25 protein-coding genes and 1 tRNA gene are annotated in these 24,782 nt (G+C 59.4%); 12 read left to right on the forward strand and 14 right to left on the reverse strand.

The features are described 5' to 3' along the window. A tRNA-Ser gene (locus tag V7Z56_RS14760) sits at positions 1-90 on the reverse strand. Between the two features lie 185 nt (positions 91-275). Here V7Z56_RS14760 and V7Z56_RS14765 point away from each other — a divergent pair. Next, complete coding sequence (locus tag V7Z56_RS14765; protein WP_334130307.1) at positions 276-593, forward strand: hypothetical protein; 318 nt, start codon at positions 276-278, stop codon at positions 591-593. Positions 594-601: 8 nt separating this feature from the next. Here V7Z56_RS14765 and lepA read toward each other — a convergent pair whose 3' ends face one another. The 6 genes from lepA to rpmI form a co-directional block, all read right to left on the reverse strand. Further along, positions 602-2,404, reverse strand: a complete 1,803-nt coding sequence (lepA, locus tag V7Z56_RS14770) for a translation elongation factor 4 (RefSeq protein WP_334130308.1) — start codon at positions 2,402-2,404, stop codon at positions 602-604. A gap of 63 nt (positions 2,405-2,467) precedes the next feature. Then, a complete protein-coding gene (locus V7Z56_RS14775) occupies positions 2,468-2,917 on the reverse strand; it encodes a PaaI family thioesterase (RefSeq protein ID WP_334130309.1) in 450 nt (149 codons plus the stop codon). A 66-nt stretch (positions 2,918-2,983) separates the two neighbouring features. Then, a complete protein-coding gene (pheT, locus tag V7Z56_RS14780) occupies positions 2,984-5,386 on the reverse strand; it encodes a phenylalanine--tRNA ligase subunit beta (RefSeq protein ID WP_334130311.1) in 2,403 nt (800 codons plus the stop codon). Beyond that, positions 5,383-6,459, reverse strand: a complete 1,077-nt coding sequence (gene pheS / locus V7Z56_RS14785) for a phenylalanine--tRNA ligase subunit alpha (RefSeq protein ID WP_334130312.1) — start codon at positions 6,457-6,459, stop codon at positions 5,383-5,385. The genes pheT and pheS overlap by 4 nt, the downstream gene beginning before the upstream one ends. Before the next feature lie 93 nt (positions 6,460-6,552). Next, the gene (rplT, locus tag V7Z56_RS14790; RefSeq protein ID WP_334130313.1) at positions 6,553-6,915 is read right to left on the reverse strand and encodes a 50S ribosomal protein L20; all 363 of its coding nucleotides are present in this window, start codon (positions 6,913-6,915) and stop codon (positions 6,553-6,555) included. 12 nt (positions 6,916-6,927) lie between these two features. Further along, positions 6,928-7,125 (reverse strand): 50S ribosomal protein L35, encoded by a 198-nt coding sequence (rpmI, locus tag V7Z56_RS14795; RefSeq protein WP_334130315.1) that lies wholly within the window; start codon positions 7,123-7,125, stop codon positions 6,928-6,930. 215 nt (positions 7,126-7,340) lie between these two features. Between rpmI and V7Z56_RS14800 the strand changes: the two genes are divergently transcribed. After that, on the forward strand, positions 7,341-8,369 hold the full coding sequence (locus V7Z56_RS14800; protein WP_334130316.1) for a hypothetical protein: 1,029 nt from the start codon (positions 7,341-7,343) through the stop codon (positions 8,367-8,369). Positions 8,370-8,414: 45 nt separating this feature from the next. Here the strand turns inward: V7Z56_RS14800 and V7Z56_RS14805 are convergent, their stop codons facing one another. The 4 genes from V7Z56_RS14805 to V7Z56_RS14820 all read right to left on the reverse strand — a co-directional run bounded on the left by V7Z56_RS14805 (position 8,415) and on the right by V7Z56_RS14820 (position 12,942). After that, a complete protein-coding gene (locus tag V7Z56_RS14805) occupies positions 8,415-8,843 on the reverse strand; it encodes an Hsp20/alpha crystallin family protein (RefSeq protein WP_334130318.1) in 429 nt (142 codons plus the stop codon). Positions 8,844-9,033: 190 nt separating this feature from the next. Then, positions 9,034-9,570: a translation initiation factor IF-3 gene (gene infC / locus V7Z56_RS14810; protein WP_334130450.1), complete on the reverse strand. Its 537-nt coding sequence runs from the start codon at positions 9,568-9,570 to the stop codon at positions 9,034-9,036. Between the two features lie 115 nt (positions 9,571-9,685). Further along, on the reverse strand, positions 9,686-11,617 hold the full coding sequence (gene thrS, locus V7Z56_RS14815; protein ID WP_334130319.1) for a threonine--tRNA ligase: 1,932 nt from the start codon (positions 11,615-11,617) through the stop codon (positions 9,686-9,688). A 128-nt stretch (positions 11,618-11,745) separates the two neighbouring features. Then, positions 11,746-12,942 (reverse strand): glycosyltransferase family 4 protein, encoded by a 1,197-nt coding sequence (locus tag V7Z56_RS14820; protein WP_334130320.1) that lies wholly within the window; start codon positions 12,940-12,942, stop codon positions 11,746-11,748. 55 nt (positions 12,943-12,997) lie between these two features. Between V7Z56_RS14820 and V7Z56_RS14825 the strand changes: the two genes are divergently transcribed. Beyond that, the gene (locus V7Z56_RS14825; protein ID WP_334130451.1) at positions 12,998-13,735 is read left to right on the forward strand and encodes an alpha/beta fold hydrolase; all 738 of its coding nucleotides are present in this window, start codon (positions 12,998-13,000) and stop codon (positions 13,733-13,735) included. 321 nt (positions 13,736-14,056) lie between these two features. On the opposite strand, the gene V7Z56_RS14830 is transcribed toward V7Z56_RS14825, so the two are convergent. Continuing rightward, a complete protein-coding gene (locus tag V7Z56_RS14830; protein ID WP_334130322.1) occupies positions 14,057-14,266 on the reverse strand; it encodes a DUF2842 domain-containing protein in 210 nt (69 codons plus the stop codon). Positions 14,267-14,409: 143 nt separating this feature from the next. On the opposite strand from V7Z56_RS14830, the gene V7Z56_RS14835 reads away from it, so the two are divergent. The 5 genes from V7Z56_RS14835 (at position 14,410) to V7Z56_RS14855 (ending at position 17,245) form a co-directional block, all read left to right on the forward strand. Next, positions 14,410-15,015 carry a bactofilin family protein gene (locus tag V7Z56_RS14835; RefSeq protein WP_334130323.1) on the forward strand — a complete coding sequence of 202 codons (606 nt, stop codon included), beginning with the start codon at positions 14,410-14,412 and terminating at the stop codon, positions 15,013-15,015. 120 nt (positions 15,016-15,135) lie between these two features. Continuing rightward, positions 15,136-15,711, forward strand: coding sequence for an RNA polymerase sigma factor (locus V7Z56_RS14840; protein ID WP_334130324.1), 576 nt, complete (start codon positions 15,136-15,138; stop codon positions 15,709-15,711). Next, the gene (locus tag V7Z56_RS14845; RefSeq protein ID WP_334130325.1) at positions 15,708-16,160 is read left to right on the forward strand and encodes a hypothetical protein; all 453 of its coding nucleotides are present in this window, start codon (positions 15,708-15,710) and stop codon (positions 16,158-16,160) included. The genes V7Z56_RS14840 and V7Z56_RS14845 overlap by 4 nt, the downstream gene beginning before the upstream one ends. Further along, complete coding sequence (locus V7Z56_RS14850; protein WP_334130326.1) at positions 16,147-16,629, forward strand: periplasmic heavy metal sensor; 483 nt, start codon at positions 16,147-16,149, stop codon at positions 16,627-16,629. The genes V7Z56_RS14845 and V7Z56_RS14850 overlap by 14 nt, the downstream gene beginning before the upstream one ends. Further along, complete coding sequence (locus V7Z56_RS14855; RefSeq protein ID WP_334130328.1) at positions 16,622-17,245, forward strand: DUF938 domain-containing protein; 624 nt, start codon at positions 16,622-16,624, stop codon at positions 17,243-17,245. Before V7Z56_RS14850 ends, V7Z56_RS14855 begins: the two co-directional genes overlap by 8 nt. Positions 17,246-17,328: 83 nt before the next feature. On the opposite strand, the gene groL is transcribed toward V7Z56_RS14855, so the two are convergent. Both groL and groES read right to left on the reverse strand, forming a co-directional pair. Further along, a complete protein-coding gene (groL, locus tag V7Z56_RS14860) occupies positions 17,329-18,972 on the reverse strand; it encodes a chaperonin GroEL (RefSeq protein ID WP_334130329.1) in 1,644 nt (547 codons plus the stop codon). 30 nt (positions 18,973-19,002) lie between these two features. Next, complete coding sequence (groES, locus tag V7Z56_RS14865) at positions 19,003-19,290, reverse strand: co-chaperone GroES (RefSeq protein WP_334130330.1); 288 nt, start codon at positions 19,288-19,290, stop codon at positions 19,003-19,005. A 286-nt stretch (positions 19,291-19,576) separates the two neighbouring features. Between groES and argS the strand changes: the two genes are divergently transcribed. From argS to V7Z56_RS14885, 4 genes are all read left to right on the forward strand, one after another. Beyond that, a complete protein-coding gene (gene argS / locus V7Z56_RS14870) occupies positions 19,577-21,349 on the forward strand; it encodes an arginine--tRNA ligase (protein WP_334130331.1) in 1,773 nt (590 codons plus the stop codon). A 68-nt stretch (positions 21,350-21,417) separates the two neighbouring features. Beyond that, the gene (gene fbaA / locus V7Z56_RS14875) at positions 21,418-22,500 is read left to right on the forward strand and encodes a class II fructose-bisphosphate aldolase (protein ID WP_334130332.1); all 1,083 of its coding nucleotides are present in this window, start codon (positions 21,418-21,420) and stop codon (positions 22,498-22,500) included. Between the two features lie 95 nt (positions 22,501-22,595). Then, entirely contained in the window at positions 22,596-23,048 is a 453-nt protein-coding gene (locus V7Z56_RS14880) for a MarR family winged helix-turn-helix transcriptional regulator (RefSeq protein WP_334130333.1), read from the forward strand. Beyond that, a complete protein-coding gene (locus V7Z56_RS14885) occupies positions 23,049-24,776 on the forward strand; it encodes a SulP family inorganic anion transporter (protein ID WP_334130334.1) in 1,728 nt (575 codons plus the stop codon). The last annotated feature ends 6 nt before the right edge of the window (positions 24,777-24,782 follow it).

The following is a 24,782-nucleotide window of genomic DNA, read 5'->3' on the forward strand; positions in this document are numbered from 1 at the left end:
TGGCGGAGGGAGGGGGATTCGAACCCCCGATACGGTTCCCCGTATACACACTTTCCAGGCGTGCGCCTTCAACCACTCGGCCACCCCTCCGCAGGCGCCCGATGTTTGCAGGGCGCGCGGGGAATATACTTGAGAGCAACGAGAATGCAAGACTTCAAACCCGTGTTCGCGAAATAAATGCGTCCATACATCCGCCTGCAATAGCCTATCGGAAACTTTGATTTCCGGCATTTTCCGCGTAAGATGCGCGTCCCTTTCTCCATCTGGAGGGACAGATGATCCTCGGGCGTCTTATAGGCTGGCTTTTTGTGGGCGTTTCGGCCGCGCTGCTTGGCTACGACCTGTTGCAGTTCCTGGACAGCCAAAGCTGGCGCGCCCTGCGGCTCGGCGAATTGTGGTTCAAACTCGATGTCGGCAGCCTCAATCTCACGCAGGCCGTCATCCAGCGCTATATCTTCCCCGAGCTCTGGGATCCAGTGCTTGTCTCGTTTCTTCTCTGGCCCGCCGCGCTGACGTTTTTTGCGGCAGGGATCCTCTTCCTGCTGCTGTTTCGCAAGAAAAAGCCGAAAGAGACGTCGGCCTTTACCAGATAGCCCGCGCCTCAGTCATCGCCCATCTTGAGGGCGGCGAGGAAGGCTTCCTGCGGAATTTCCACGTTACCGACGGAGCGCATGCGCTTCTTGCCCCGCTTCTGCTTTTCGAGCAGCTTCTTCTTGCGCGTGATGTCGCCGCCGTAGCATTTCGCCGTCACGTCCTTGCGGAGCGCTGAAATGGTCTCGCGCGCCACAACCTTGCCGCCGATCGCCGCCTGCAGCGCGATCTTGAAAAGCTGGCGCGGGATGAGGTCTTTCAGCCGCTCGCAGAGCTGTCGGCCGCGCGACTCCGCCTGATCGCGATGCACGATCATCGCCAGCGCATCGACGGGCTCACCGTTCACGAGGATCGTCATCTTGACGAGATCACTCTCCTGATAGCTGTCGATCTCGTAATCGAAGCTCGCATAGCCGCGCGTCACCGATTTCAGGCGATCATAAAAGTCGAACACCACTTCGTTGAGCGGCAGCCGGTAGACGACCATCGCGCGGTTTCCGGCGTAAGTGAGGTCGGTCTGTACGCCGCGCTTGTCTTCGCACAGCTTCAGAACATGGCCGAGATATTCATCCGGCACCATGATGGTTGCCTTGATCCACGGCTCCTCGATATGGTCGATATGCGTGACGTCCGGCATATCGGCGGGATTGTGCAGCTCCATCATGCTGCCGTTGCGCATATGCAGGCGATAGACGACCGACGGCGCTGTCGTGATCAGATCGAGATCAAACTCGCGCTCAAGCCGCTCCTGGATGATCTCGAGATGCAGCAGGCCGAGGAAGCCGCAGCGAAAGCCGAAGCCAAGCGCGGCGGAGGTTTCCGCTTCAAAGGAGAAGCTCGCGTCGTTGAGGCGGAGCTTGCCAAGGCTTGCTTTCAGCTCGGTGAAATCGGCGGCATCGATCGGGAAGAGGCCGCAGAACACCACCGGCTGGTTAGGCTTGAAGCCCGGAAGCGGCGTTGCCGCGGGCTTGCGATCATCCGTGATGGTGTCCCCCACCTTGGTGTCGGCAACCTGTTTGATGGCGGCGGTCATAAAACCGATTTCACCGGGGCCGAGCTCGTCTACCAGCAGGCCCTTCGGGGTAAAGACGCCGACACGATCAACAAGATAGCTCGCCCCGGTCTCCATCATGCGGATCTTCTGACCCTTCCTGATGACCCCCTGACGCACCCGGAACAGCACCACGACGCCGAGATAGGCGTCATACCAGCTGTCGATCAGCAGTGCCTGAAGCGGCGCCGTACGGTCACCCGTCGGCGCTGGAATATGCTCGACGATGGCTTCCAGCACGTCATTGATGCCCATCCCCGTCTTCGCCGAAATCGGGATTGCGCCGCTCGCGTCGATGCCGATGACTTCCTCAATCTGCTCCACCACCCGGTCGACATCGGCGGCCGGCAGATCGACCTTGTTCAGAACCGGCAGGATCTCATGATTGACCTCGATCGCCTGATAGACGTTGGCGAGGGTCTGCGCTTCGACGCCCTGGCTCGCGTCAACGACCAGCACCGAACCTTCGCAGGCCGACAGCGAACGGTTGACCTCATATGCGAAGTCGACATGACCCGGCGTATCAATCAGGTTGAGCGTATAGGTTTCGCCGTCCTTCGCCGTGTAGAGCAACCGGACGGTCTGCGCCTTGATCGTGATGCCGCGTTCGCGCTCGATATCCATACTGTCGAGCACCTGCTGCTGCATTTCGCGATCGTCCAAGCCGCCGCACATCTGGATCAGGCGATCCGCAAGCGTCGATTTCCCATGGTCGATATGGGCGATAATGGAGAAATTCCGGATTTTACTGAGATCGGTCATTTAGGTGCTTTAAATATGGTTTTCCGCTCATCCAAGTAACAGTTTTATGGACGAATTCAATTGCTATTTTAGCGGCGGCAGGGAGACCTTGGCAAAGGTCTTGTTGCGGGCCGAGATTTTCATGATGCCGGACGCGCTGAACGCCATCTCGCCGTCCGCCGTCAGGGTGCAGGTGGCAAAAATCATCGACCGTGTCTGGCGGATCACCCGCGTCTCGCCTTCAAGCCACGCGCCGTTCGGCACCGGGGCAACGAAATCACAGGACATATGAACGGTCGGCAGAAAATTCTGCGCCCCCGTGGCCGACCGCGCCCCGACGCCAAGCTGCATATCGGCAAATGTCATCAGCATCCCGCCGTGGCAGATGTTCGCGGGGTTGCAGTGCTTTTCCGTAACCCGGAGCCCGAGACGGGCGCCGTCTTCCGCATATTTCACCAGCAGCGGGCCGCTGAGCTCGACAAAGCCCATCGCGCCCGCGAATTCGGTAAAGCCTTCCGGTATATCCTTTGTCATTTTTATTCTCTCCAGAAAGAAATGAGGGAGCCGAAGCCGGCTCCCCTCTCACGCAGATGGCGCATCTCAGTGGCGGAGGCTGCCGCCCGTCGCCTTCTTTACATTCTCGATTACTTTCGCGGCCACCGTGTCAATCTCCTCCTCCGTCAGGGTCTTGTCGGTTGGCTGCAGGCGGAAGGAGAGGGCGACGGATTTCTTGCCCTCACTGATCCGCTCGCCCTGATAGATGTCGAAAATCGAAACGTCAGTGATCAGCTTTTTATCACTGCTCCGAACCGCGCGCATGATGCTTTCGGCGGAGACATCCGCATCAACTTCAAACGCAAAGTCCCGCTCAACCGCCTGATAGTCGGAGACCACAAGCGGCGGGCGCGCCGTCTCCCGCGCCTTCGGGAAGGGGATATTGTCGAGATAAATCTCGAAGCCGACGATGGGCCCCTTCACCTTCATCGCATTCAGGATCCGCGGGTGAAGTTCGCCGAAAGAGGCAAGCCGGTTCTTCGGGCCAAGCTGGATGTTGCCCGAGCGTCCCGGGTGATACCAGTCGGGGGCGCCTTCCACAACTTGCGCGGCATCGACCGGCGCACCGATGGCTTCCAGCAGCGCGTAAACATCCGCCTTCGCATCATAGGCGTCGAACTTCCGTGCACCGCCTGCCCAGTGACGAGGGGAGGTGGCGCCGACGCGAATGCCGCCCGCGACCGCAACCTGCCCGTCCGGCTGATCGGAATGATATTCCGAGGCCACCTCGAAGAGGGAGAAGTCGGCAAAGCCGCGCGACTGGTTCCGGCCCGCAGCCGCAATCAGATTGGGCAGCAGGGAAGGCCGCATAGCATTGAGATCGGCGCTGATGGGGTTGACGAGGACGAGCTCATCGGGCACGCCGCCAAAAAGATCGCCATGCGCCCGCGGCAGGAAGGAGAAGGTGACCGCCTCCATCATCCCGCGCGCAGCCAACGCTCGCTTGGCAATCCGCACCCGGCGCTGCTTTGCGTTTACCGCAGGCTTTGCCACCACCGACGTCATCGGCAGGGGGACGGCGGGAATATTATCATAGCCATGGATGCGGAGGATTTCCTCAACCAGATCGGCCTCGCCGTCCACATCCATGCGCCAAGACGGCACATCCGTCCGAATGGTGTCGCCCATATCCTTCGGGGCAAAGCCGAGCCGGTCCAGAATGGCAAGCATCTCCGCTTCCGGCACCTCGACGCCGCCGAGTTCCTTGACGCGGGCTTTGCGAAGCGTCACCGATTTACGCCAGTCCGGCCCGTCGCCCGCGACGACGACATGCGACGGCTCGCCGTCGCAAAGCTCCATCACAAGGCGCGTCGTGATTTCCATCGACGCCGCAACAAAGGCCGGATCAACCCCGCGCTCGAAGCGGTAACGGGCATCCGACTGGATACCGAGTTTCCGCCCCGCCGTCGCGATGCGGATCGGATCAAAGAGGGCCGCTTCGATAAAGACGTTGGTTGTCGTCTCCGAACAGCCGGATTCTTCGCCGCCCATCACACCGCCGATGCCGAGCGCCCGCGTCTCGTCCGCGATCACGCAGATATCGGCCGACAACTCATATTCTTCACCATCGAGCGCGAGAAGTTTCTCCCCCTCTTTTGCGAGCCGGGCCTGAATATTGCCGTTCACCTTGTCCGCATCGAACACATGCAGCGGGCGGGCAAAGCCATAGGACATATAGTTGGTGATATCGACCAGCGCCGAGATCGGGCGAAGGCCTATGACCCTGAGTTTGTCCTGCAGCCATTTCGGGCTCGGCCCGTTTTTCACGCCGCGGATATAGCGGCCGATAAACTGCGAGCAGGGCAGCGGATCGACATTGTCGAAATTCAGCGCCACATTGATCGGGCTTTCAAAAGTGCCGGCGACTTGCGAGGTGTCGAGCGGTTTTAACGTGCCGAAGCCGCTCGCGGCGAGATCGCGGGCGATGCCGTAAACGCCGAGCGCGTCCTGATGATTGGGGGTAATGGCGATTTCAACGACCGGATCATCAAGCCCGGCAACTGTCGCAAACGGAACCCCGATCGGCGTCTCCGCCGGCAACTCGATAATCCCGTCATGCTCATCGGAGAGGCCCATTTCCCGCTCCGAGACCAGCATGCCGTTGCTCTCGACGCCGCGGATCTTGCTCGGCTTCAGCCAGAGATCGGTGCCGGGCACATAGGAGCCGGAGGGGGCAAAGACGCCTTTCATCCCGGTGCGCGCGTTCGGCGCGCCGCAGACGACCTGCACCACGCCCTCGCCCGTGTCGACCTTGCAGACGCGGAGCCGGTCGGCGTCCGGGTGCTGCACCGCCTCGATGACATGCGCCACCTTGAAGGCGGCAAGCTCGCTGGCGCGGTCGGTAATCTCCTCGACCTCGAGGCCGATAGAGGTCAGGCGCTCAGAGAGTTCGTCAAGCGTCGCGTTATAGTCAAGATGCTCTTTCAGCCAGGATACCGTGAATTTCATCGGGACAACCCTCCCCCCAGCGTCGGGACATCCAGGGGCACAAATCCGTAATGTTTAAGCCAGCGCAAATCGGAATCGAAAAAGGCGCGAAGGTCGGGGATGCCGTATTTCAGCATTGCAATGCGATCGATCCCCATGCCCCAGGCAAAGCCCTGATATTCGGCCGGATCCAGCCCGCAATGTTCGAGAACGCGCGGGTTGACCATGCCGCAGCCAAGAATTTCGAGCCAGTCCTCGCCCTCGCCGACCTTGATATGGTCGCCCGCGAAGGTGCAGCGGATATCCATCTCCGCCGACGGCTCGGTGAAGGGGAAGTAGGACGGGCGAAAGCGCATGGTGACGTTCTCGACTTCAAAGAACGCCTTGCAGAATTCCGCAAGAACGCCTTTGAGATGCCCCATGTGACTTGTCTTGTCGATGACCAGCCCTTCGATCTGGTGGAACATCGGCGTGTGTGTCTGGTCCGAATCGCAGCGGAAGGTGCGGCCGGGAACGATGATGCGGTGCGGCGGCTGCTTCGCCTGCATGGTGCGGATCTGCACCGTCGAGGTATGGGTGCGGAGGAGCTGGCGTGACCCATCCGCCTTTTCCGGCAGATAGAAGGTGTCATGCATCTGTCGCGCCGGATGCTCGGGCGGGATGTTGAGCGCCGTGAAGTTGTGAAAATCGTCGTCGATATCCGGACCTTCCGCAATATCGAATCCCATGCCTGCAAAAATCTCGGTAATCTCGTCGATCACCTGGCTGATCGGGTGGATGCGCCCGGTCATTTCGGGTCGCACCGGAAGAGTGATATCGATCCGCTCGCCGGCGAGGCGCGCATTGAGGGCGGCGTCCAGAAGCGCAGCTTTCGCCGCGTCAAGCGCGGCGCTCACCGTGTTTTTCAGGCGGTTCAGCTTCGGCGCCACCTGCTGACGCTCTTCCGGCGCCATCTGGCCGAGGCCGCGCATCATCAGGCTGACGCTGCCCTTCTTGCCAAGCGCGGCGACCCGGAGCGATTCGAGGGCGTCGAGATCGGCGACACCGGCGATCTCGGCGAGCAAATCCTGTTCTAGTTTCTCAATATCCTGCATCACATCTCGCAAATAGAAAAAGGGGCCGCGCAATGGGCCCCCTTTTAATAAAGTGGTCTACGAAAATGTCTAGGTTTTCGAGGGCCCGGAGAATCAGGCGCTGGCGACAGCCTTCTGGGCTGCTTCGACCAGAGCTTTGAAGGCCTCAGGTTCGCGGACGGCAATGTCAGCCAGAACCTTGCGGTCCAGGTCGATGCCCGCCAGCCGGAGGCCGTGCATAAAGTTGCCGTAGGTCATGCCCTGCTCGCGCGTCGCCGCGTTGATACGCTGGATCCACAGCGCGCGGAAGTTGCGCTTCTTGGTGCGACGGTCGCGATAGGCGTACTGACCGGCCTTTTCGACGGCCTGTACCGCTGTACGGAAGGTGTTCTTGCGGCGGCCATAGTAGCCTTTGGCAGCCTTGATGACTTTTCTGTGGCGGGCGTGCGTCGTTACGCCGCGTTTAACACGTGCCATTGCTCTCTCTCCTTAGCCGTACGGCAGAAATTTCTTGACGATACGCGCATCCTGATCCGACAGGATCGTCGTGCCGCGCTGATTGCGGATCTGCTTGTTGGTCCGCTTGATCATTCCATGCTGCTTGCCAGCCTGGCTCGCCCGGACTTTGCCGGTGGCGGTGAGAGAGAAGCGCTTTTTGACGCTGCTCTTGGTTTTCAGTTTGGGCATTTCTGGCTTCCTTTGAAACTGTGTTGAAGCAATTGAGCAGACTCGGCAGCCCCAAATTGGCCGGAACGCTCAGCGAAGCGTGGGTTATACAATCGCCGCTCGGCAAATTCAAGCCCCTTCGACGGCTTTTTATCCCGTCGTCACAAACAGCATTTTCCGCCGTCTTGCAAGGCGGCCGGACGCATCGCCGCCCCGCCATTGCAAAGGATGTATTAATGACCCGCGCTCTCTCACCCCGCCGCCTGCCTGCCCATCTTAGGTCGCTCTCGCTGCTTTTTGCCATCCTGACCTTCCTGCCGGGCGCCGTCGCTGCAGAGGGCTTCGCCTTCCTTGTCCTCTCCGACGTTCCCTATACGGCGGCGGAGGAGGTGCAGCTTCGCGAGCGGGCCGCGCCCGCGATCCGGGCAAGCGATGCGCCCTTCGTCCTCTTTCTCGGTGATTTCAAAAGCGGCGAGAGCAGCTGCTCGGACGTGCTCTTCAGCCGCCGGCGCGATGAGATCATGGCGCTCCACCCGGGCCGCGTCTTTTATTCGCCGGGCGACAATGACTGGACCGACTGCGACCGCGCCGATATTCCCGAGCCGGCATCAGAGCTTGAGCGTCTGGATTTCCTCCGCAACATCTTCTTCGCCGCGCCGCCCGACCTGCCGGCCGAATGGCGCTTCGCGCGCCAGCCACTCTTTCCGGAAAATATGCGCTGGCACTACGGCGGCGTCGTCTTTCTGACGCTGCATATGGTCTCGACGGACAATGGCCGCAAAGAGATTCTGCTGGATGACGAGGAGCTCGCCCTCGCTCTGGTTGATGCGCGGGACAGGGCCAATCTTCTCTGGCTGGAGGCCGCCTTCACTGAGGCTGAAAAGATCGGGGCGGGCGCCATCGTCATCGGCGCGCAGGCGGATGTGACGCAGCATCAATCCGATATGCCGTGCGGCCCGCACCGGCGCGAGGGGTGCGATGCCTTTGCCGCCTTTCGCCTTAAATTGCGCCATCTTGCCGCGAAGTTCGCCCGGCCGGTTCTTCTCGTGCATGGCGACACCAACCCCTATTGCCTCGACAAGGCGTTTGGCGGCGCAGCCGCGCCGAAGCTCTGGCGCCTCAATTCAACCGGGGATTTCGCGCTGGTCGATGCGGCGGAGGTTTGGGTTAACCCGAACGATGCGGCGGCCCCCTTCTCGGTCATCTCGCTGACTGAGAAAAAGCCGCCGCAGGAGGGATGCGGGGCGGGACACTCCCCGCATTGAGGTGAGTGGATATCATTCAGCCCGGGGGCTGGGCCCGCCGCCCTCTCAGCTTTTCTTGCCGATCGGAATCTTCGTCGCCTTGCCTGAAGAAGCCTTCAGCTTCGGGATCTTGATGTGCAGAACGCCATCCTCGAAATGCGCCTTGATTTCATCGGCCTTGACCTCTGCCGGCAGACGGAAGGTTCTCTGGAAGGAGCCATAGGTTCTTTCCGAGAAATATCTCGTTTCGTCCTTCTCTTCCTTCTTCGAATGCTTTTCGCCCTTGATGGTCAGCATGTTGTTATCAAGGGTGATGTCCACATCCTTTTCCTTCACGCCGGGCAGCTCGACCGTGATTTCGAAAGAATCATCGCTCGCGCCAGCCTCGACCGTCGGCGAAAAGAAGTCCTGAACCCGATAGCCAAAGGAACGGAATGGTTCGAAAATATCTGTCCACCAATCAGAGTTGCGCGTCACTGGTACCTTGTTAGTCATTTGACACCTCTTCATCAGTTCGAATCAGTTGAAAGAACCGGGAAGAAAATTAGGCGCTCATGCGCCCGCAATCCATGACTTCGATCAAATTTTACGCAAGGGGCTATGGGCGGGGCGCCGCGCGCATAAAAATGGCCTGCGCGGTCCGGGGACCGGGCGCAGGCCGTGTGACGTTCGCGCTGACTATACGTTATTTTGTGGGGGCGATGACCATCGTCATCTGGCGGCCTTCCATCTTCGGATGCTGCTCGACCTTTGCAAGCTCTTCCGTCTCGTCGCGAACCTTGTTCAGCAGCTTCATGCCGAGCTCCTGATGGGCCATTTCGCGGCCACGAAAGCGCATCGTGATTTTGACCTTGTCGCCGGAATCGAGGAATTTATGCACCGCCCGCATCTTGACCGCATAGTCGTGCTGATCAATGTTCGGACGCATCTTTATTTCCTTGATATCGATGGTCTTCTGTTTTTTGCGGGCAACCGCCGCTTTTTTCTGCGCTTCGAACCGGGCGCGCCCGAAATCCATCAGCTTGCAGACCGGCGTCTCACCGGGCGATACTTCGACGAGATCGAGCCCTGCTTCTTCAGCCAGCCCCATGGCCGCCTGAATGGACACCAGCCCGATGTTATTACCATCTTCATTGATCAGACGGACGCTGGAGGCATTAATATCTTCGTTTGTACGGGGCCCCTCTTTCGTCGGGACCGCATTTCTGGGTGGGCGGGCTATGTACTTTCTCCTTTAAAATTGATCCGGATCCTCTCCCGCCGGGAGAGTTGCGACACTCTATTCTATATATTTTAACGCATTGTTGCCACAGCTTCTTTCACGGAGCCGGAACAAATCATTGTCCCGGCACCCTGGCTTCAAGCGCAAGAGCGGCAATCGCTTCATCAAGCGGAAGGACTTTCTGGTGCTTCTCGCCGAGACGGCGGACGGAGATGGTTTTCTCCTCCGCTTCGCGACGCCCTGCGACCAGCAGCACTGGCACCTTGGCGAGGCTGTGCTCCCTGACCTTGTAGTTAATTTTTTCGTTCCTGAGATCAAGGCTCGCCCGAAGGCCGCTTTTCTTCAGCGCCGCCAGCACCTCGCGCGCATAGTCATCGGCATCATCGGTGATCGTCGCGACGACCACCTGCTCGGGCGCAAGCCAGAGCGGAAAGCGGCCAGCAAATTCCTCAATCAGAATGCCGATAAAACGCTCCATCGATCCGAAAATCGCCCGGTGCAGCATGACCGGACGATGCCGCGCACCGTCCTCGCCGATATAGGTCGCGCCGAGCCGCTCGGGCAGCACGAAATCGACCTGCAGCGTGCCGCACTGCCAGTCCCGGCCGATGGCGTCGGTCAGCACGAACTCAAGCTTCGGCCCGTAGAAGGCGCCTTCGCCGGGGTTCATGGTATAGGAGATCCCCGTCGCTTCGATCGCCTCGCGGAGCGCGCCTTCCGCCTTGTCCCAGATGCTGTCGTCCCCGGCGCGGACGGCCGGACGATCGGAGAATTTCACCTTCACCTTCTCGAAGCCGAAATCCTTGTAGACCGAGAGCAGGAGTTCGCAGAAGATTTCGGTCTCCGACAGGATCTGCTCTTCCGTGCAGAAGATATGCGCATCATCCTGCGTGAAGCCGCGCACCCGCATAATGCCATGCAGCGCGCCCGAGGGCTCGTAACGGTGGCAGGAGCCGAACTCCGCCATACGGAGCGGCAGATCGCGGTAGCTGGTGATGCCCTGATTGAAAATCTGCACATGGCAGGGGCAGTTCATCGGCTTGAGCGCAAGCGTGCGCTCTTCCGACTGCGCGGTATACATATGCTCGCCGAATTTTTCCCAGTGGCCGGAGGCTTCCCAGAGCTTGCGATCGACAAGCTGGGGGGTCTTGACTTCCTTGTAGCCCGCCTCTTCCAGCCGGTGCCGCAGATAGCGCTCAAGCGTGCGATAGAGCGTCCAGCCCTTTTCATGCCAGAACACCATGCCGACGGCCTCTTCCTGCATGTGGAAAAGATCCATTTCGCGGCCGATCTTGCGATGATCGCGCCGCTCCGCCTCTTCCAGCCGGTGCAGATAGGCCTGCAGTTCCTTCTCGCTTCGCCACGCCGTGCCGTAGATCCGCTGCAGCATCTCGTTGCGCGAATCGCCACGCCAGTAGGCGCCCGCGAGCTTCATCAGCTTGAAGGCATGGCCGAGCTTTTTCGTCGAGGGCAGATGCGGTCCGCGGCAAAGATCCTGAAACTCGCCCTGGCGATAGATGCCGATGGGCTGGTCCGCCGGAATGGCGTCGATGATCTCCGCCTTGTAGTGCTCGCCTTCCTTCTTGAAGAAGGCAACTGCCTCATCGCGCTGCCACTCCTCGCGGATGATTTCCTCATCGCGATCGACAATCTCATGCATCCGCTGTTCGATCTTTTCCAGATCTTCCGGCGTAAAGGGTTCCTTGCGGGCGAAATCGTAATAGAAGCCGTCTTCAATGGCGGGACCGATCGTCACCTGGGTATCGGGATAAAGCTCCTTCACCGCCTCCGCCATCACATGGGCGGCGTCGTGACGCAGCAGCTCCAGAACTTCATCGTCGTCGTCGCGCGCGGTCACGATCTCGACCGCGACATTCCGGTCAAGGACCGTTTTCAGGTCCTTCATTTTGCCGTCGATGCGGAGCGCGAGCGCGGCCTTCGCAAGGCCGGGTCCGATATCCTTTGCCAGTTCCTCACCCGAAACCGGGCGGTCAAAAACCCGCGTGCTGCCGTCAGGAAGCGTTATTTCCACTTGTCCATTTGCCATTGAATCCATCCATTCCATGATCGGCCCCGAACAACACCCTGTCCTGGATCGACGATCATGCCGGGACTTTAGAAAACTGACGGTCCATGTCAAGCAATAGACAGGTGCCGCCGCCAATTAGTGACGTTTCAGCGCACCCCGGCCTGTTCACCGAGAACGTCGCGATAGAGCGCAATCGTCGCATCGCACATACGATCGACAGAAAAATGGCTCATGACATGGGCGCGGGCCCGAAGCGCCACGGCTTCGCGCGTCTCCGTCGGCAGGGCAATCGCCTGGCTGAGCGCCGCAGCCATCGCATCGACATCGCGCGCCGGCACCAGCCAGCCGGTCTCCCCGTCGAGGACGGTTTCCATCGATCCGCCATGCGCCGTCGCAATCACCGGGCGCCCCATCGCCTGCGCCTCGACCGCGACGCGGCCGAAGCCCTCCGGTACGGTGGTCGCGGAGACCACCACATCAGAGAGCATCAGTGCGACCGCCATATCCTCGCAATGGCCCTTGATCTGGACGCGCCCCTCAAGCCCGCGCGATCTGATTAGCGCGTTCAGCTCCTCGCAATAGGAATCGCGCCCCTCGGTGCTGCCGACCAGAAAGGCGACAAACTCCTGATCACGGATCTGCGCCAGCGCCTCGATAAAGGTGGCATGCCCTTTCAGCCGCGTCAGGCGCCCCGGCAGCATGATAACGGGCACGCCGTCAGTCATGTCCCACGAGCGGGCCATATCGATGATCCGCTCCGCATGGATGGCGGCCGGATTGAACTTGCGGCAGTCCACCCCACGCGGAATGGTGACGATCTTCTCCGGCGCAACGTCATAATTTGCCCGGATATGTTCGGCGATGAAGTCGGAGATGGCGATCACCCGCTCGCCTTTCGTCATGATCGCGTTGTAGCCGTTTTTAAGCCGGCCGCCGCGCGTATAGGCCGCGTGGAACGTCGTGACGAAATGCGCTCCCGTCCGCCGCGCCGCAAAATACGAGCTCCAGGCGGGGGCCCGGCTTCTCGCATGCAGAATATCGACGCCATATTCGCGGATAATCGCGACCAGCCGCCCGACATTGCGCCACATCTCATAGGGGTTCTTGCTCTCTGCGGGTAGCGTGATGTGCCGTACGCCGATGCGTTTCAGCTCATGCGTCATGATACCGCCGGAGGAGGCGACGATGGGCGTCCAGCCATTCTCCTTCAGCGCCGATGCCATTTCAATCGTCCCGCGTTCGACGCCACCGCCATGCAGGCTTGGCAGGATCTGCAACACGGTCGGAAGACGCCTTTCGACTTTCGGCGAAGAAGTGCTATGGTCGGGACTGATTTTGTTCATTCACTGCATCATCAACATAACTGAAATTAATATGGCTGCACCTGACACACCTAGTATGCTTCCCCGGCCTGACGGTCAATCCCTCGCCTATTATCATACCCCGGGTTTCTCGCCGGGTGTAATATTTTGTCCCGGCTTCATGTCGGATATGGAAGGGACAAAGGCGCTTGCGCTTGAAAAGGCCATGACCTCGCTCCACAGAAGCTATACCCGGTTCGACTATATGGGACACGGCCGCTCGACCGGCAGCTTTACCGACGGGACGATCAGCCGCTGGACGGACGATGCCCTCGCCATTTTGGATAACTGCACGGCCGGGCCGCAGATCATTGTCGGATCCTCCATGGGCGGCTGGATCGGGCTTCGCATGGCGCTGCTGCGCCCCGAGCGGATCGCCGGCTTTGTCGGCATCGCCGCCGCGCCCGATTTCACCGCGCGGATGTGGGAGGATATGCCGCCCGAGGGGCGCGCCGCGATCGAGAAGGATGGATTCTGGGCAGAGCCGTCGGAGTATTCGGACGAGCCTTATATCATCACCCGCAAGCTGCTTGACGACGGACCGCGCAACTACCTGCTCAACGGGCCGATCGACGTAACCTGCCCCGTGCATCTGCTGCAGGGGATGCAGGACGACAGCGTGCCGTGGCAAACCGCGCTGCAGATCCAGGAGGCGCTTGTCAGCGAAGACGTCACCGTCTCGCTCATCAAGAACGGAGATCATCGGCTGTCTACACCTGACAATATTACAGGCCTCATTCTCGCGACTGAGCGTATCGGCAATCTTCGCCAGTAAAAAATATGACGTTTGCCGCAAAAGAGTCACATTCATTATATACAATATAATAATGATGAGGTTCCTGCTCAAACCTCGCTCGGGCGCGCTGAATGCAGACGCCCGAAGACAGTCAGATTGATTACATTGACCTGGTAACAGACTTGCTCAAGAAAGAGTGATTAAGATCACTGGAAATGAGCAAAAAAAACACCAAATAGCACGGTATAGCCTAGTACAGACGCTATTGACCTTTTGCTGATCGTGGGATAGTCCCCCTCTCCCATTGAACGGCAATATGAAGCCGGATCGATCCCCCCTCTCGGTCCGGCTTTTTTTGCGTTATTCACCCTCCGGCGGCGCCTGCATCCAGCGGATGATCCGTATGGCCGGAAAGATCCAGAGTACGCCGGCAACCGGATAGAAGATCAGTTCCACGATCCGGTTTTGTGGCAGAAACTGCACAGCGATGAACACGCACGCCCCGCAATAGAGCGCCAGCATCAGGAGAAGGGCAACGAGGCCAATTAATTTTCGCGCGTGCATTGTCATTTCGAAATATTCCCTCTTTACCGCCCGGATATGCTAGGCTTGATGCCGCCCAGTGGCAGCGGGCCGGCGACAAATGCCACACTTTTGACAAAAAACCAACGCATACAGAACATTATCTTATGGCCAACTCCGGCATATTTAGAATGAGTGAGATTGTGAAAAATATGTTTCAAAGAAAACCGAAATTGACGGATACACCTGAAAACAGCAAGGACGCTCAATCTACTCCTGAACAAAAACTGGAAAGCAGGGTAAAACCGATGACGACAACTGGTGGCACGAGAAGTTTTGGTCTGGACAACAATATCCGCCCCAAGCCCGCTTATGGCATGGCGACGGACGAGAAGAAAGAAGGCAGCAAGCTTCATGTCGGCGCCGACATTCACCTGAAGGGCGAAATCACATCCTGCGACCGGCTGATCGTCGAAGGCAAGGTCGAAGCCTCGATGACCAGCAAGGAAATCGAAATCAGCCAGAGCGGCATTTTCAACGGCACGGTCGATATTGATACGGCCGATATTTCCGGCCAGTTTGACGGCACCATGCTGGCGCGCAAGCGTCTTGTCGTGCGCAAGAGCGGTCGCGTCAGCGGCGATATCAGCTACGGCGAAATCGAGATTGAGCCGGGCGGAGAAATCGGCGGGTCGCTCAAGAAAATCACCGGCGAGCAAGGCAACCTGCTGAACGAGATCGAAAAAGACAAAGCCAAAGACAAGGCCGCCACGAGCGACGCCAAGGAAACCGCATAAGGTTGCACTTTCCACGTCTTTCCGCGCCCTCTCGCTTTTCTGCGACGGAATCTCTCTCCCCGCCCGTATAATGTCAGAAATGGCACGTGGCGGGTTGCTCTTCCATGGAACCATCGGGTGATGATGCATAATCTGGGCGAGATCGAAAAAGATGCTGAGCTTATGCAGGCTGTCGCCGGAGGAAGCGCCTCGGCCAGTCGCATCGTTGTCGATCTCTATCTGAACAGCGCATATCGGCTGGCCCTGCGGATCCTGGGTGATGTCGGCCTCGCCGAGGATATGGCGCAGGAGGCTTTCATCCGGCTGTGGAAACAGGCCCCGAAATGGCAGGCGAAGGCCCGCATCGGAACCTGGCTGCATCGCGTCACGCATAATTTATGTGTCGATTATTTGCGCAAGCAAAGGCGTTACAGCGATGAAGAGGTCCCCGATACGGCTGATCCGACGCCGTCCGTTGTGGAGCAGAAGATCCGCGAGCAACTCGGCGATAAGGTTACCGAAGCGCTTCAGAAGCTCCCGGCCCGCCAGCGCATTGCTATTTCACTGGTACATTTTGAGGAATGTGGAAATATAGAAGCGGCGGAAATCATGGATATTTCAGTAGATGCGCTCGAATCCCTGCTGGCCCGCGGGCGGCGCAGGCTGAAAGAACTTCTGTTACCGGCGCGACGCATGTTGGATGGAGTGGAACGATGAAGGAAAAGCTGAGTGCGGAACTGGAGCGCTTCAAGAGTGTCGTCGAGACGTACGGCGCACGGGAAGAGGCGTGGCCTGCGGCCGATCTGCCGATGATGCAGCGGCTGCTTGAAACGTCGGCCGTGGCGCGCAGCCTGCTGCGTCAGGAAACAAAGTTCGATCTGCTGCTGCAACAGGAGTCGCGCATCCCGCCGGCATCCGCGGCGCTGCTTGGCCGGGTTCTGAGAAGCGCGGAGGACGTCAATCGGGGCTCTTTCCTGAAAAGCCTCTGGCCGTTCGGATCACTATGGCAGCCCGCGGCGGGAATGGCCATGGCCGCCTGCCTTGGCATCCTGCTGGGCTTCGCCAGCCCGGACATCCTCTCCAGCCCGGAGGAGGACAGCCTGAACGCCCTTGTCTTCAGTGGCAGCAGCCTGCTTGATCTGGAAAATGACTATGAGAATATCTAGAAATAAAGTTCTTGCTCTTGCGCTGATTGCATCGCTCGCTGTCAACCTCGTCATCGGCGGCTTTATCGCGGCGCAGTGGGCCGGTCACGAGGGCAAGCGTCATACATCGAACCGGCTGCATTTTGATCATCGCACTGCGGTCACCGTTCTTGATGATCAGGAGCGCGAGCGGCTGAGGGAGTTCTGGAAAGAGCGGCGGGAGACCCTTCGCCCGTATTTCCGGGAATTTCGTGAGGATCGCAACAAGCTGAAAGAGCTGTTTACCGCATCCACACTGGATATTCCCGCGATCAATGAAACCTATGCGGAAATGATCGAGGCGCAGATGCGCATAGAAACATTCCTGCAGACCGCGATGGTGGATATGGCGAAGTTCCTGCCCGAGGACAAGCGCGCCGCGTTTTTCGAGCAGGGCTTCAGCTCGGAGCGGAACAAGCCGCGCCCGTCCCGCGACAGCAAAGATGACTGACCGGCGGCAATTCGCCCCGGCGACGGAGCGCAACCGCGAGCCGATCCTGAAGGCATTGCAAGCGTGGCTGCCGAAGCAGGGAACCGTTCTTGAAATCGCCAGCGGCAGCGGTGAACATGCGATCTATCTGGCGCCGCGGCTGAAACCGCTTCTCTGGCAGCCGAGCAATGTCGACCCGATACAGATCGAGAGCGTCACCGACTGGATCGCGCACTCTCCCGCCGACAACCTCCTGTCGCCGCTCCATCTGGACGCGACGGCGTCGCACTGGCCTGTCGAAGCGTCTTCTTATGAGAACCGCCCGGTCGCCGCGATTTTCAACGCCAACATGATCCATATCTCGCCCTGGGAGGTGACGCTCGGCCTGATGGCGGGCGCAGGACGCATCCTGCCGCCGGGCGGGCGCCTCATACTCTATGGCCCGTTCATGTTCAACGGCGCGCACACCGCCGCGAGCAATGAAGAGTTTGACCGCTGGCTCAAGTCACAAAATCCGGCTTACGGGGTGCGCGACATTCGCGACGTAATGCGCGAAGCCGCGGGCCGCGGGCTCCATCATCTCCTCGCCCGCCCCATGCCCGCGAACAACTTCATCCACCTCTTTGAGAAGGCCTGACCAAACAGGCCATCACAACTTATGCAATAAAAAAGGGCCGTCCCGAAGGACGGCCCCGATTTTCGCAAGCGTGAGTAGCCGGCTTAAAAGCCCATGCCGCCCATGCCGCCCATACCGCCCATATCGGGCATTGCCGGGCCGCTGTCCTTGGCCGGCAGGTCGGCGACCATCGCTTCCGTGGTGATCAGCAGACCGGCGATGGAGGCCGCGTCTTCGAGAGCTGCGCGGACAACCTTGGCCGGGTCGATAACGCCGGCAGCCGGCATTTCGGTGTATTCACCGGTCTGGGCGTTGAAGCCGAAGGTCCGGCTTTCCTGATCGAGCAGCTTGCCGACGACAACCGCACCGTCAACACCGGCGTTCTCCGCGATCTGGCGGCACGGAGCCTGCAGCGCGCGGCGAATGATCTTGATGCCGACGTTCTGGTCTTCGTTGGCGCCCTTCAGCCCGTCGAGAGCACGGCTCGCATAGAGGAGGGCGACACCGCCACCTGCAACGATACCTTCTTCAACGGCTGCGCGGGTTGCATGGAGAGCGTCATCGACGCGGTCCTTGCGCTCCTTCACTTCGACTTCCGTCGCGCCGCCGACCTTGATCACGGCAACACCGCCTGCGAGCTTCGCAAGACGCTCCTGCAGTTTCTCGCGGTCATAGTCGGAGCTGGTTTCCTCCGCCTGCTTGCGGATCTGGTTGCAGCGGGCCTCGATGTCGGCCTTGTCGCCCGCACCATCGATAATCGTCGTTTCCTCCTTGGAGATGGAAACCGACTTCGCCGTACCCAGCATGTCGATGCCGACGCTTTCGAGCTTGATGCCAAGCTCATCCGAGATGACCTGGCCGCCGGTCAGGATCGCAATGTCTTCGAGCATCGCCTTGCGACGATCACCGAAGCCCGGCGCCTTGACAGCAGCAACCTTCAGACCGCCACGGAGCTTGTTGACAACGAGCGTTGCGAGCGCTTCGCCTTCGATGTCTTCTGCGATGATCAGGAGGGGTTTGCTGGTCTGGACAACCGCTTCAAGCAGCGGCAGCATCGGCTGCAGGTTGGTCAGCTTCTTTTCGTGGAGGAGGATGTAGGGGTTGTCGAGCTCTGCGAGCATCTTTTCCGCGTTGGTTACGAAGTAGGGAGACAGGTAACCGCGGTCGAACTGCATGCCCTCAACAACGTCGAGCTCGGTCTGGAGGCCCTTGGCTTCCTCAACCGTAATAACGCCTTCGTTGCCGACGCGCTGCATGGCTTCGGAGATGATGCTGCCGATTTCGGTTTCGCCGTTGGCGGAAATGGTGCCGACCTGGGCAATCTCGTCCTGGCTGGAGACGGGCTTCGCCATTTCCTTGATGGAGGCGATAGCCGTGGTCACAGCAAGGTCGATACCGCGCTTCAGATCCATCGGGTTCATCGCGGCGGCAACTGCCTTCAGGCCTTCCTGGATGATGGACTGCGCCAGAACCGTCGCGGTCGTGGTGCCGTCACCGGCGATGTCGTTGGTCTTGGAAGCAACTTCCTTGACCATCTGCGCGCCCATGTTTTCAAACTTGTCCTCAAGCTCGATTTCCTTGGCTACGCTCACCCCGTCCTTGGTGATACGGGGGGCGCCAAAGGATTTGTCGATAACCACGTTGCGGCCTTTCGGGCCGAGGGTGACTTTTACGGCGTCTGCGAGAGTATTCACGCCCTTCAGCATACGGCGGCGCGCTTCTGAATTAAATTTGACTTCTTTTGCCATGTCTATTTTCCTCAATCACAAATGTGCGGGTTAGGACAGAATGCCCATAATGTCTGATTCTTTCATGATCAGGAGATCTTCCCCGTCGACCTTGATTTCGGTTCCGGACCATTTGCCGAAGACAACCTTGTCGCCAACCTTCACATCGAGCGGGCGAACGCTGCCATCTTCTGCAATGGCGCCTTTGCCAACGGCAAGAACGCTCCCCTGAGAGGGTTTTTCCTGTGCGCTGTCGACGAGAATGATCCCGCCCGCCGTTTTCTCTTCGGCTTCGACGCGCTTGACCAACACACGATCATGCAATGGACGAAAATTCATAGATATCTCCCTCATCCTGGGTTTATTAGTGACTTGAGATTTGTTAGCACTCACACGATGAGAGTGCTAACATCTGCGCCAAGGATGTAATAAAGGGGCGTTGCGCTGTCAAGACAAAGTAAGAAATATTCGTGCCCGGTCTTCGTTCGGGTGTTTTTCGGCGCTGCATTGCCAATTCACTTGGCCCAATCCGGATTTTCCATTAGACAGAGCCCTGAATGCGCTACACCTAGGATCGGGATGTTGCCTCAACAAGTGACAAAATGATATCGGCCCGGAAAAACCTGTGACAAACTCCCTTCTTTCCCAACTCAGCAACCTAATCGGCGAGGCCTTTGCCGCCATCGGCCTTGAACGCTCCTACGGCAAGGCAACAGTGTCGCAGCGGCGCGACCTCGGGCAGTTTCAGTGTAACGGGGCGCTTGCCGCCGCCAAACAGGCCGGCCGCAACCCGCGGGAGATTGGCGCCGAGGTCATCTCGGAGCTGGAGAAAACCGGACTTTTCTCCGCGCTCACCCTTGCCGGGCCCGGCTTCATCAATCTCAGCCTTACGGATGACTTTCTGACGGGCCATATCGGCGATATCGCCGAGGACGACTGGTTTGGCTGCCGCAACGGCCGCGCTCCGCAAAAGCTGATCCTCGACTATGGCGGGCCGAATGTCGCGAAGGCCATGCATGTCGGGCATCTTCGCTCCACCATCATCGGGGAGAGCCTTCGCCGTCTGCGCGTATTTCTCGGCGATGACGTGATCAGCGATGTGCATTTTGGCGACTGGGGCCTGCCGATGGGCCTGCTGATCAAGGAGATCGAGCGGCGCGACCCGGCTCTCCCCTATTTCGATCCCGACTTTGCCGGCCCCTATCCCGAGACGTCGCCGGTCACAGTCGCAGAATTGCAGGAGCTTTATCCTGAGGCGTCAACCCGCAGCAAGGAAGATCCCGGGTTTCTCGAAAGCGCCCGCATCGCGACGTTTGAGCTGCAGCAGGGCCGGCGCGGCTACCGTGCACTCTGGCAGCATATGCGTGATGTATCGATCCGCGAGGCGCGCACCGATTTTGAATTACTCGGCGCGACGTTCACGGAATGGAACGGCGAAGCGGACACCAACGAACATATCCCGGTCATGCTCGCCCGCCTGAAGCAGGAAGGGTATGCCGAGCTTTCCGACGGCGCGATGGTCGTCACGGTTTCGGAAGCAACCGACAAAAAGGAAATGCCGCCGCTTATTCTTGAAAAATCCGACGGCGCGGTCATGTATGGCACCACCGATCTTGCCACCATCGAGATGCGCCGCGATCAGCATAATCCCGACGGCATTCTCTACATTGTCGATGCGCGCCAGAGCCTGCATTTCGAGCAGGTGTTCCGCGCCGCCCGCAAATGCGGCAGCATTCCGCCCGAGTGCCATCTCGAGCATATCGGCTTCGGCACGGTCAACGGCAAGGACGGCAAGCCGCTCAAGACCCGCGAGGGCGGTGTCGTTCGCCTCAGAAGCCTGATTGAGGACGCCATCGCGGAAGCCCGCCGCGTTGTTGAAGAGACGGCCGGCATGTCCGATCGTCTCGATGCGGCGGAACTCGAGGACATTGCCGCCAAAGTCGGCCTCGCCGCCATCAAATATGCCGATCTTTCGAACGCACGGATGTCGAGCTACATCTTCGATCTGGAACGGTTCACGAAGTTTGAAGGCCGCACCGGCCCCTATCAGATGTATGCCGCCGTCCGGATCAAGTCGATGCTGCGCAAGGCGGCCGAGCAGGGCCTTGTCGAAGGACGCCTTGTTGCGGGCACGGATGCCGAGCGAAACCTGATGCTTGCGATCGCCGCCCTGCCCGAAGCCATCGCGGGCGCGGCGGAAAAGCACGCCCCCAACATCCTCTGCGATCATGTCTATACCCTCAGCCAGGAATTCAACGCGTTCTATCACGAATGCCCCGTGCTCTCGGAAACGGATGCGGATGTGCGCGCTTCCCGCCTTCGCCTCTGCGCCATCACGCTGCGCCAGATGGAGCAGGTCCTCGGCATTCTTGGCATCGACGTGCCGGAGCGCATGTAAAGAAATTTAAATAATTCCTCTCTACCTTCCGGCCTTTACGCAACCAGCAGAGCAAAGGAAAACAACACGTGCACGCGGAAACCAAAAAGCTGACGCCCGGTGTGGTGACGGGAAGCGACTATCTGACCCTGGTCAGCAACTGCAAGGTGGAAGGGTTCGCCCTGCCGGCGATCAACGTCAGCAGCACCAACACGCTCAATGCCGCGCTTGAAGGCGCAATGCTTAGCAAATCCGACATCATTATCCAGCTGTCCAACGGCGGCGCGCAGTTTTTTGCGGGCAAAGGGATCAGGGACGCGGCGAAGGCCCGGGTTCTTGGCGCCATTTCCGCGGCCCGCCACGCGCATACCATCGCGAAAGAATACGGCATCTGCGTCGTGCTGCACACCGACCATGCCGACAAGAAGCTGATCCCGTGGGTCGAAAGCCTGATCGCGGCGAGCGAGGCGGAATATAAAGCGACCGGCCGACCGCTTTTCAGCTCCCACATGCTCGATCTTTCCGAAGAGCCGCTCGAGGAGAATCTCGCTGAGTGTGAGCGCATCCTGAAGCGGCTCGCCAAAATCGATATGAGCCTTGAGATCGAGCTCGGCGTCACGGGCGGCGAAGAAGACGGGATCGGCAGCGATATCGATCAGGTCGATAACAGCAAACTCTACACCCAGCCGTCGGAAGTTCTTGCGGCCTACGAGCGTCTCTCCCCGCTTGGCCATTTCTCTGTCGCGGCGGCGTTTGGCAATGTGCATGGCGTCTACAAGCCCGGCAATGTGCATCTTCGGCCGGAAATCCTCAAAGCCTCGCAGGAGCATGTACAGAAAGTCCACGGCACGCCGGATCGGCCGCTTGATTTCGTCTTCCACGGCGGCTCCGGCTCGAGCCCGGAGGAAATTGCCGAAGCAGTGAGCTACGGCGTTTTCAAAATGAACGTCGATACCGACACCCAGTTCGCTTTCTCGAAGCCCGCCGGGGATTACGTGAATGCGCATCCAAAAGCGTTCAAGTACCAGATCGACCCCGAAGACGGCACGCCGTTCAAGAAGCATTACGACCCGCGCGCCTGGCTGCGTGAGTGTGAAAAATCCATGGCCGAGCGCGTCCAGCAGGCCTGCGCGGAACTAGGATCCACCGGAAAGTCCATCGCCCGCGCCTGACACAAGCCTATCTGTCCTACCTCAAAAGGCCGCGCTCCTGTCGCGGCCTTTTTTGTTGTCTTGTCAATAGTAGGCATACCAACTATATAGATGCCATGCTGAGCAAAGATGAAGATACTCTTGGAATTCTGGTGCATGAGGTCGCGCATCTCTTGCGCACACATATCGACCGGCGGGTGGAGCCTTATAACCTGACGCGTGCCAAATGGCTGGCACTTGGCGTCCTTGACCGGCGTGAGGGGATGCGTCAGACGGAACTTGCCGACTATCTGGAGCTTGATAAATCGACGGTCGGACGGTTGATCGACCGGCTGGAGCAGCGCGGATTTGTCGAGCGCCGCCGCGATCCCGCTGACCGCCGTGTGTATCGGATTTATTTTACCGATTCCGCGCAGCCCATTCTCGCTGACCTCGAACAGGTCGCTGAGGATGTTCGCGCAGAAGCGCTTTACGGGATTCCGCCAGCAGAGCAGGAACAGCTTCTGTCGCTGCTTGCGCAGGTGAAGAAAAATTTGCTGGACGTGCGCAATAAAAGAGATGTGTCATAAATGACAGAGCAAAGTCGATTGCCCGTAAAAGACTCCGGAGCCACTGCCTGGCATCTTTTTGTTCCCAAACTCTATACCATCCTTCGCGAGGGATATACGGCGGCGGACTTTCGTCACGATACCGTTGCCGGACTGACCGTCGCGATTGTCGCCCTGCCGCTCGCCATGGCGCTCGCCATCGCGTCGGGCGCGACGCCCGACAAGGGGCTGATCACGGCGATCGTCGCCGGGTTTCTCATCTCGGCGCTTGGCGGCAGCCGGTTTCAGATCGGCGGCCCGACCGGCGCCTTCGTCGTCGTTGTCTTCGACGTTATCCGCAATCATGGCTATGACGGCCTGATCGTCGCCACCATTATGGCGGGGTTTATCCTGCTGATCGCCGGGTTTATGCGGCTTGGCACGCTTATCAAATATATCCCGCAGCCGGTCGTCACCGGTTTTACGGCCGGGATTGCCGTCATCATCTTCTCGAGCCAGCTTGATGCCTTCTTCGGCTTCGGGATCACGGATCTGCCCGCCGAGGTTCCGGGCCAGTGGCTCGCTTACCTCACGAATATTCAGAATATCGATCTTATTACGCTCTCTCTCGCCGCGGGCACGCTCGCGCTCATCATTGTGCTGCGCACCTACGCGCCAAAGGTACCAGGTTTTCTCGTCGCCCTGATTGTCGGGGCGGGCGCGGCGACGCTGCTTCACCTGCCGGTCACAACCATCGGCTCACAGTTTGGCGAGCTGCCGAACTTCCTGCCGTCGCCGGCGCTACCCGATATCGAATGGCGGGAGATCCCGGGTCTCCTGCCGAGCGCACTCACCATCGCCTTTCTCGCCGGCGTGGAATCGCTGCTCTCGGCGGTCGTTGCCGATGGCATGACGGGCCGGCGGCATCGCTCCAACTGCGAACTCGTCGCCCAGGGCGTCGCCAACATGGCCTCCGGCTTCTTCGGCGGGATGCCGGCGACGGGCGCCATCGCCCGCACGGCGACCAGCATCAAGTCCAGCGCCCGCAGCCCTGTCGCGGGAATGCTGCATGCGGTCTTTCTGCTGCTGATCATGCTGCTCTTCGCACCGCTGGCGATTTACGTTCCGCTTGCCTGCCTTGCCGCGGTCCTTGTCATCGTCGCGTGGAATATGAGCGAGGTCGAGAGGTTCCGGAGCCTGCTTCGCGCCTCGCTCGGCGAAAAGCTGATCCTGCTGACAACATTCCTGCTGACGATCCTCGTCGACCTTACCGTCGCAATCGAGGTCGGCGTCATCATGGCCGCGCTGTTCTTTATGTACCGCATGGCGAATGTTGTGGAGATTGCAACCGACATCTCGCTCATCGAGGAGGATCGGGACGATCTTACGGACCCCCATCGCGAGGCCTATGCGCCCGGCCGGGGCGTCGCAAAAGGGATCGAAGTTTATGATATAACCGGCCCGTTCTTTTTCGGCACCGTCTCGCTGCTGACCGATGTCCTTGAGCGGATCAACACCAAAACGGAGATCATTATTCTCCGCATGGGCAAGGTTCCGATGGTGGATGCGACCGGGGCAACGGCGCTCGCCGATTTTATCCGCCGCAGCCGCGCCAAGGGCCGGATCGTCATTCTGTCGGAAGCCGCGCCCGCGATCGTGCAGAAGCTGTCCCGGATGGAAAACGGGAAGAGCAATGGCAAGTACCATGTCACCGCGAGCTTCGATGAGGCCCGCGAACTGGCGACCCATCACCTTCGCAAAGAGGAATAAGGAACC

Origin of the sequence: Sneathiella sp., assembly GCF_036844445.1 — a bacterium.
Lineage (GTDB): Bacteria > Pseudomonadota > Alphaproteobacteria > Sneathiellales > Sneathiellaceae > Sneathiella.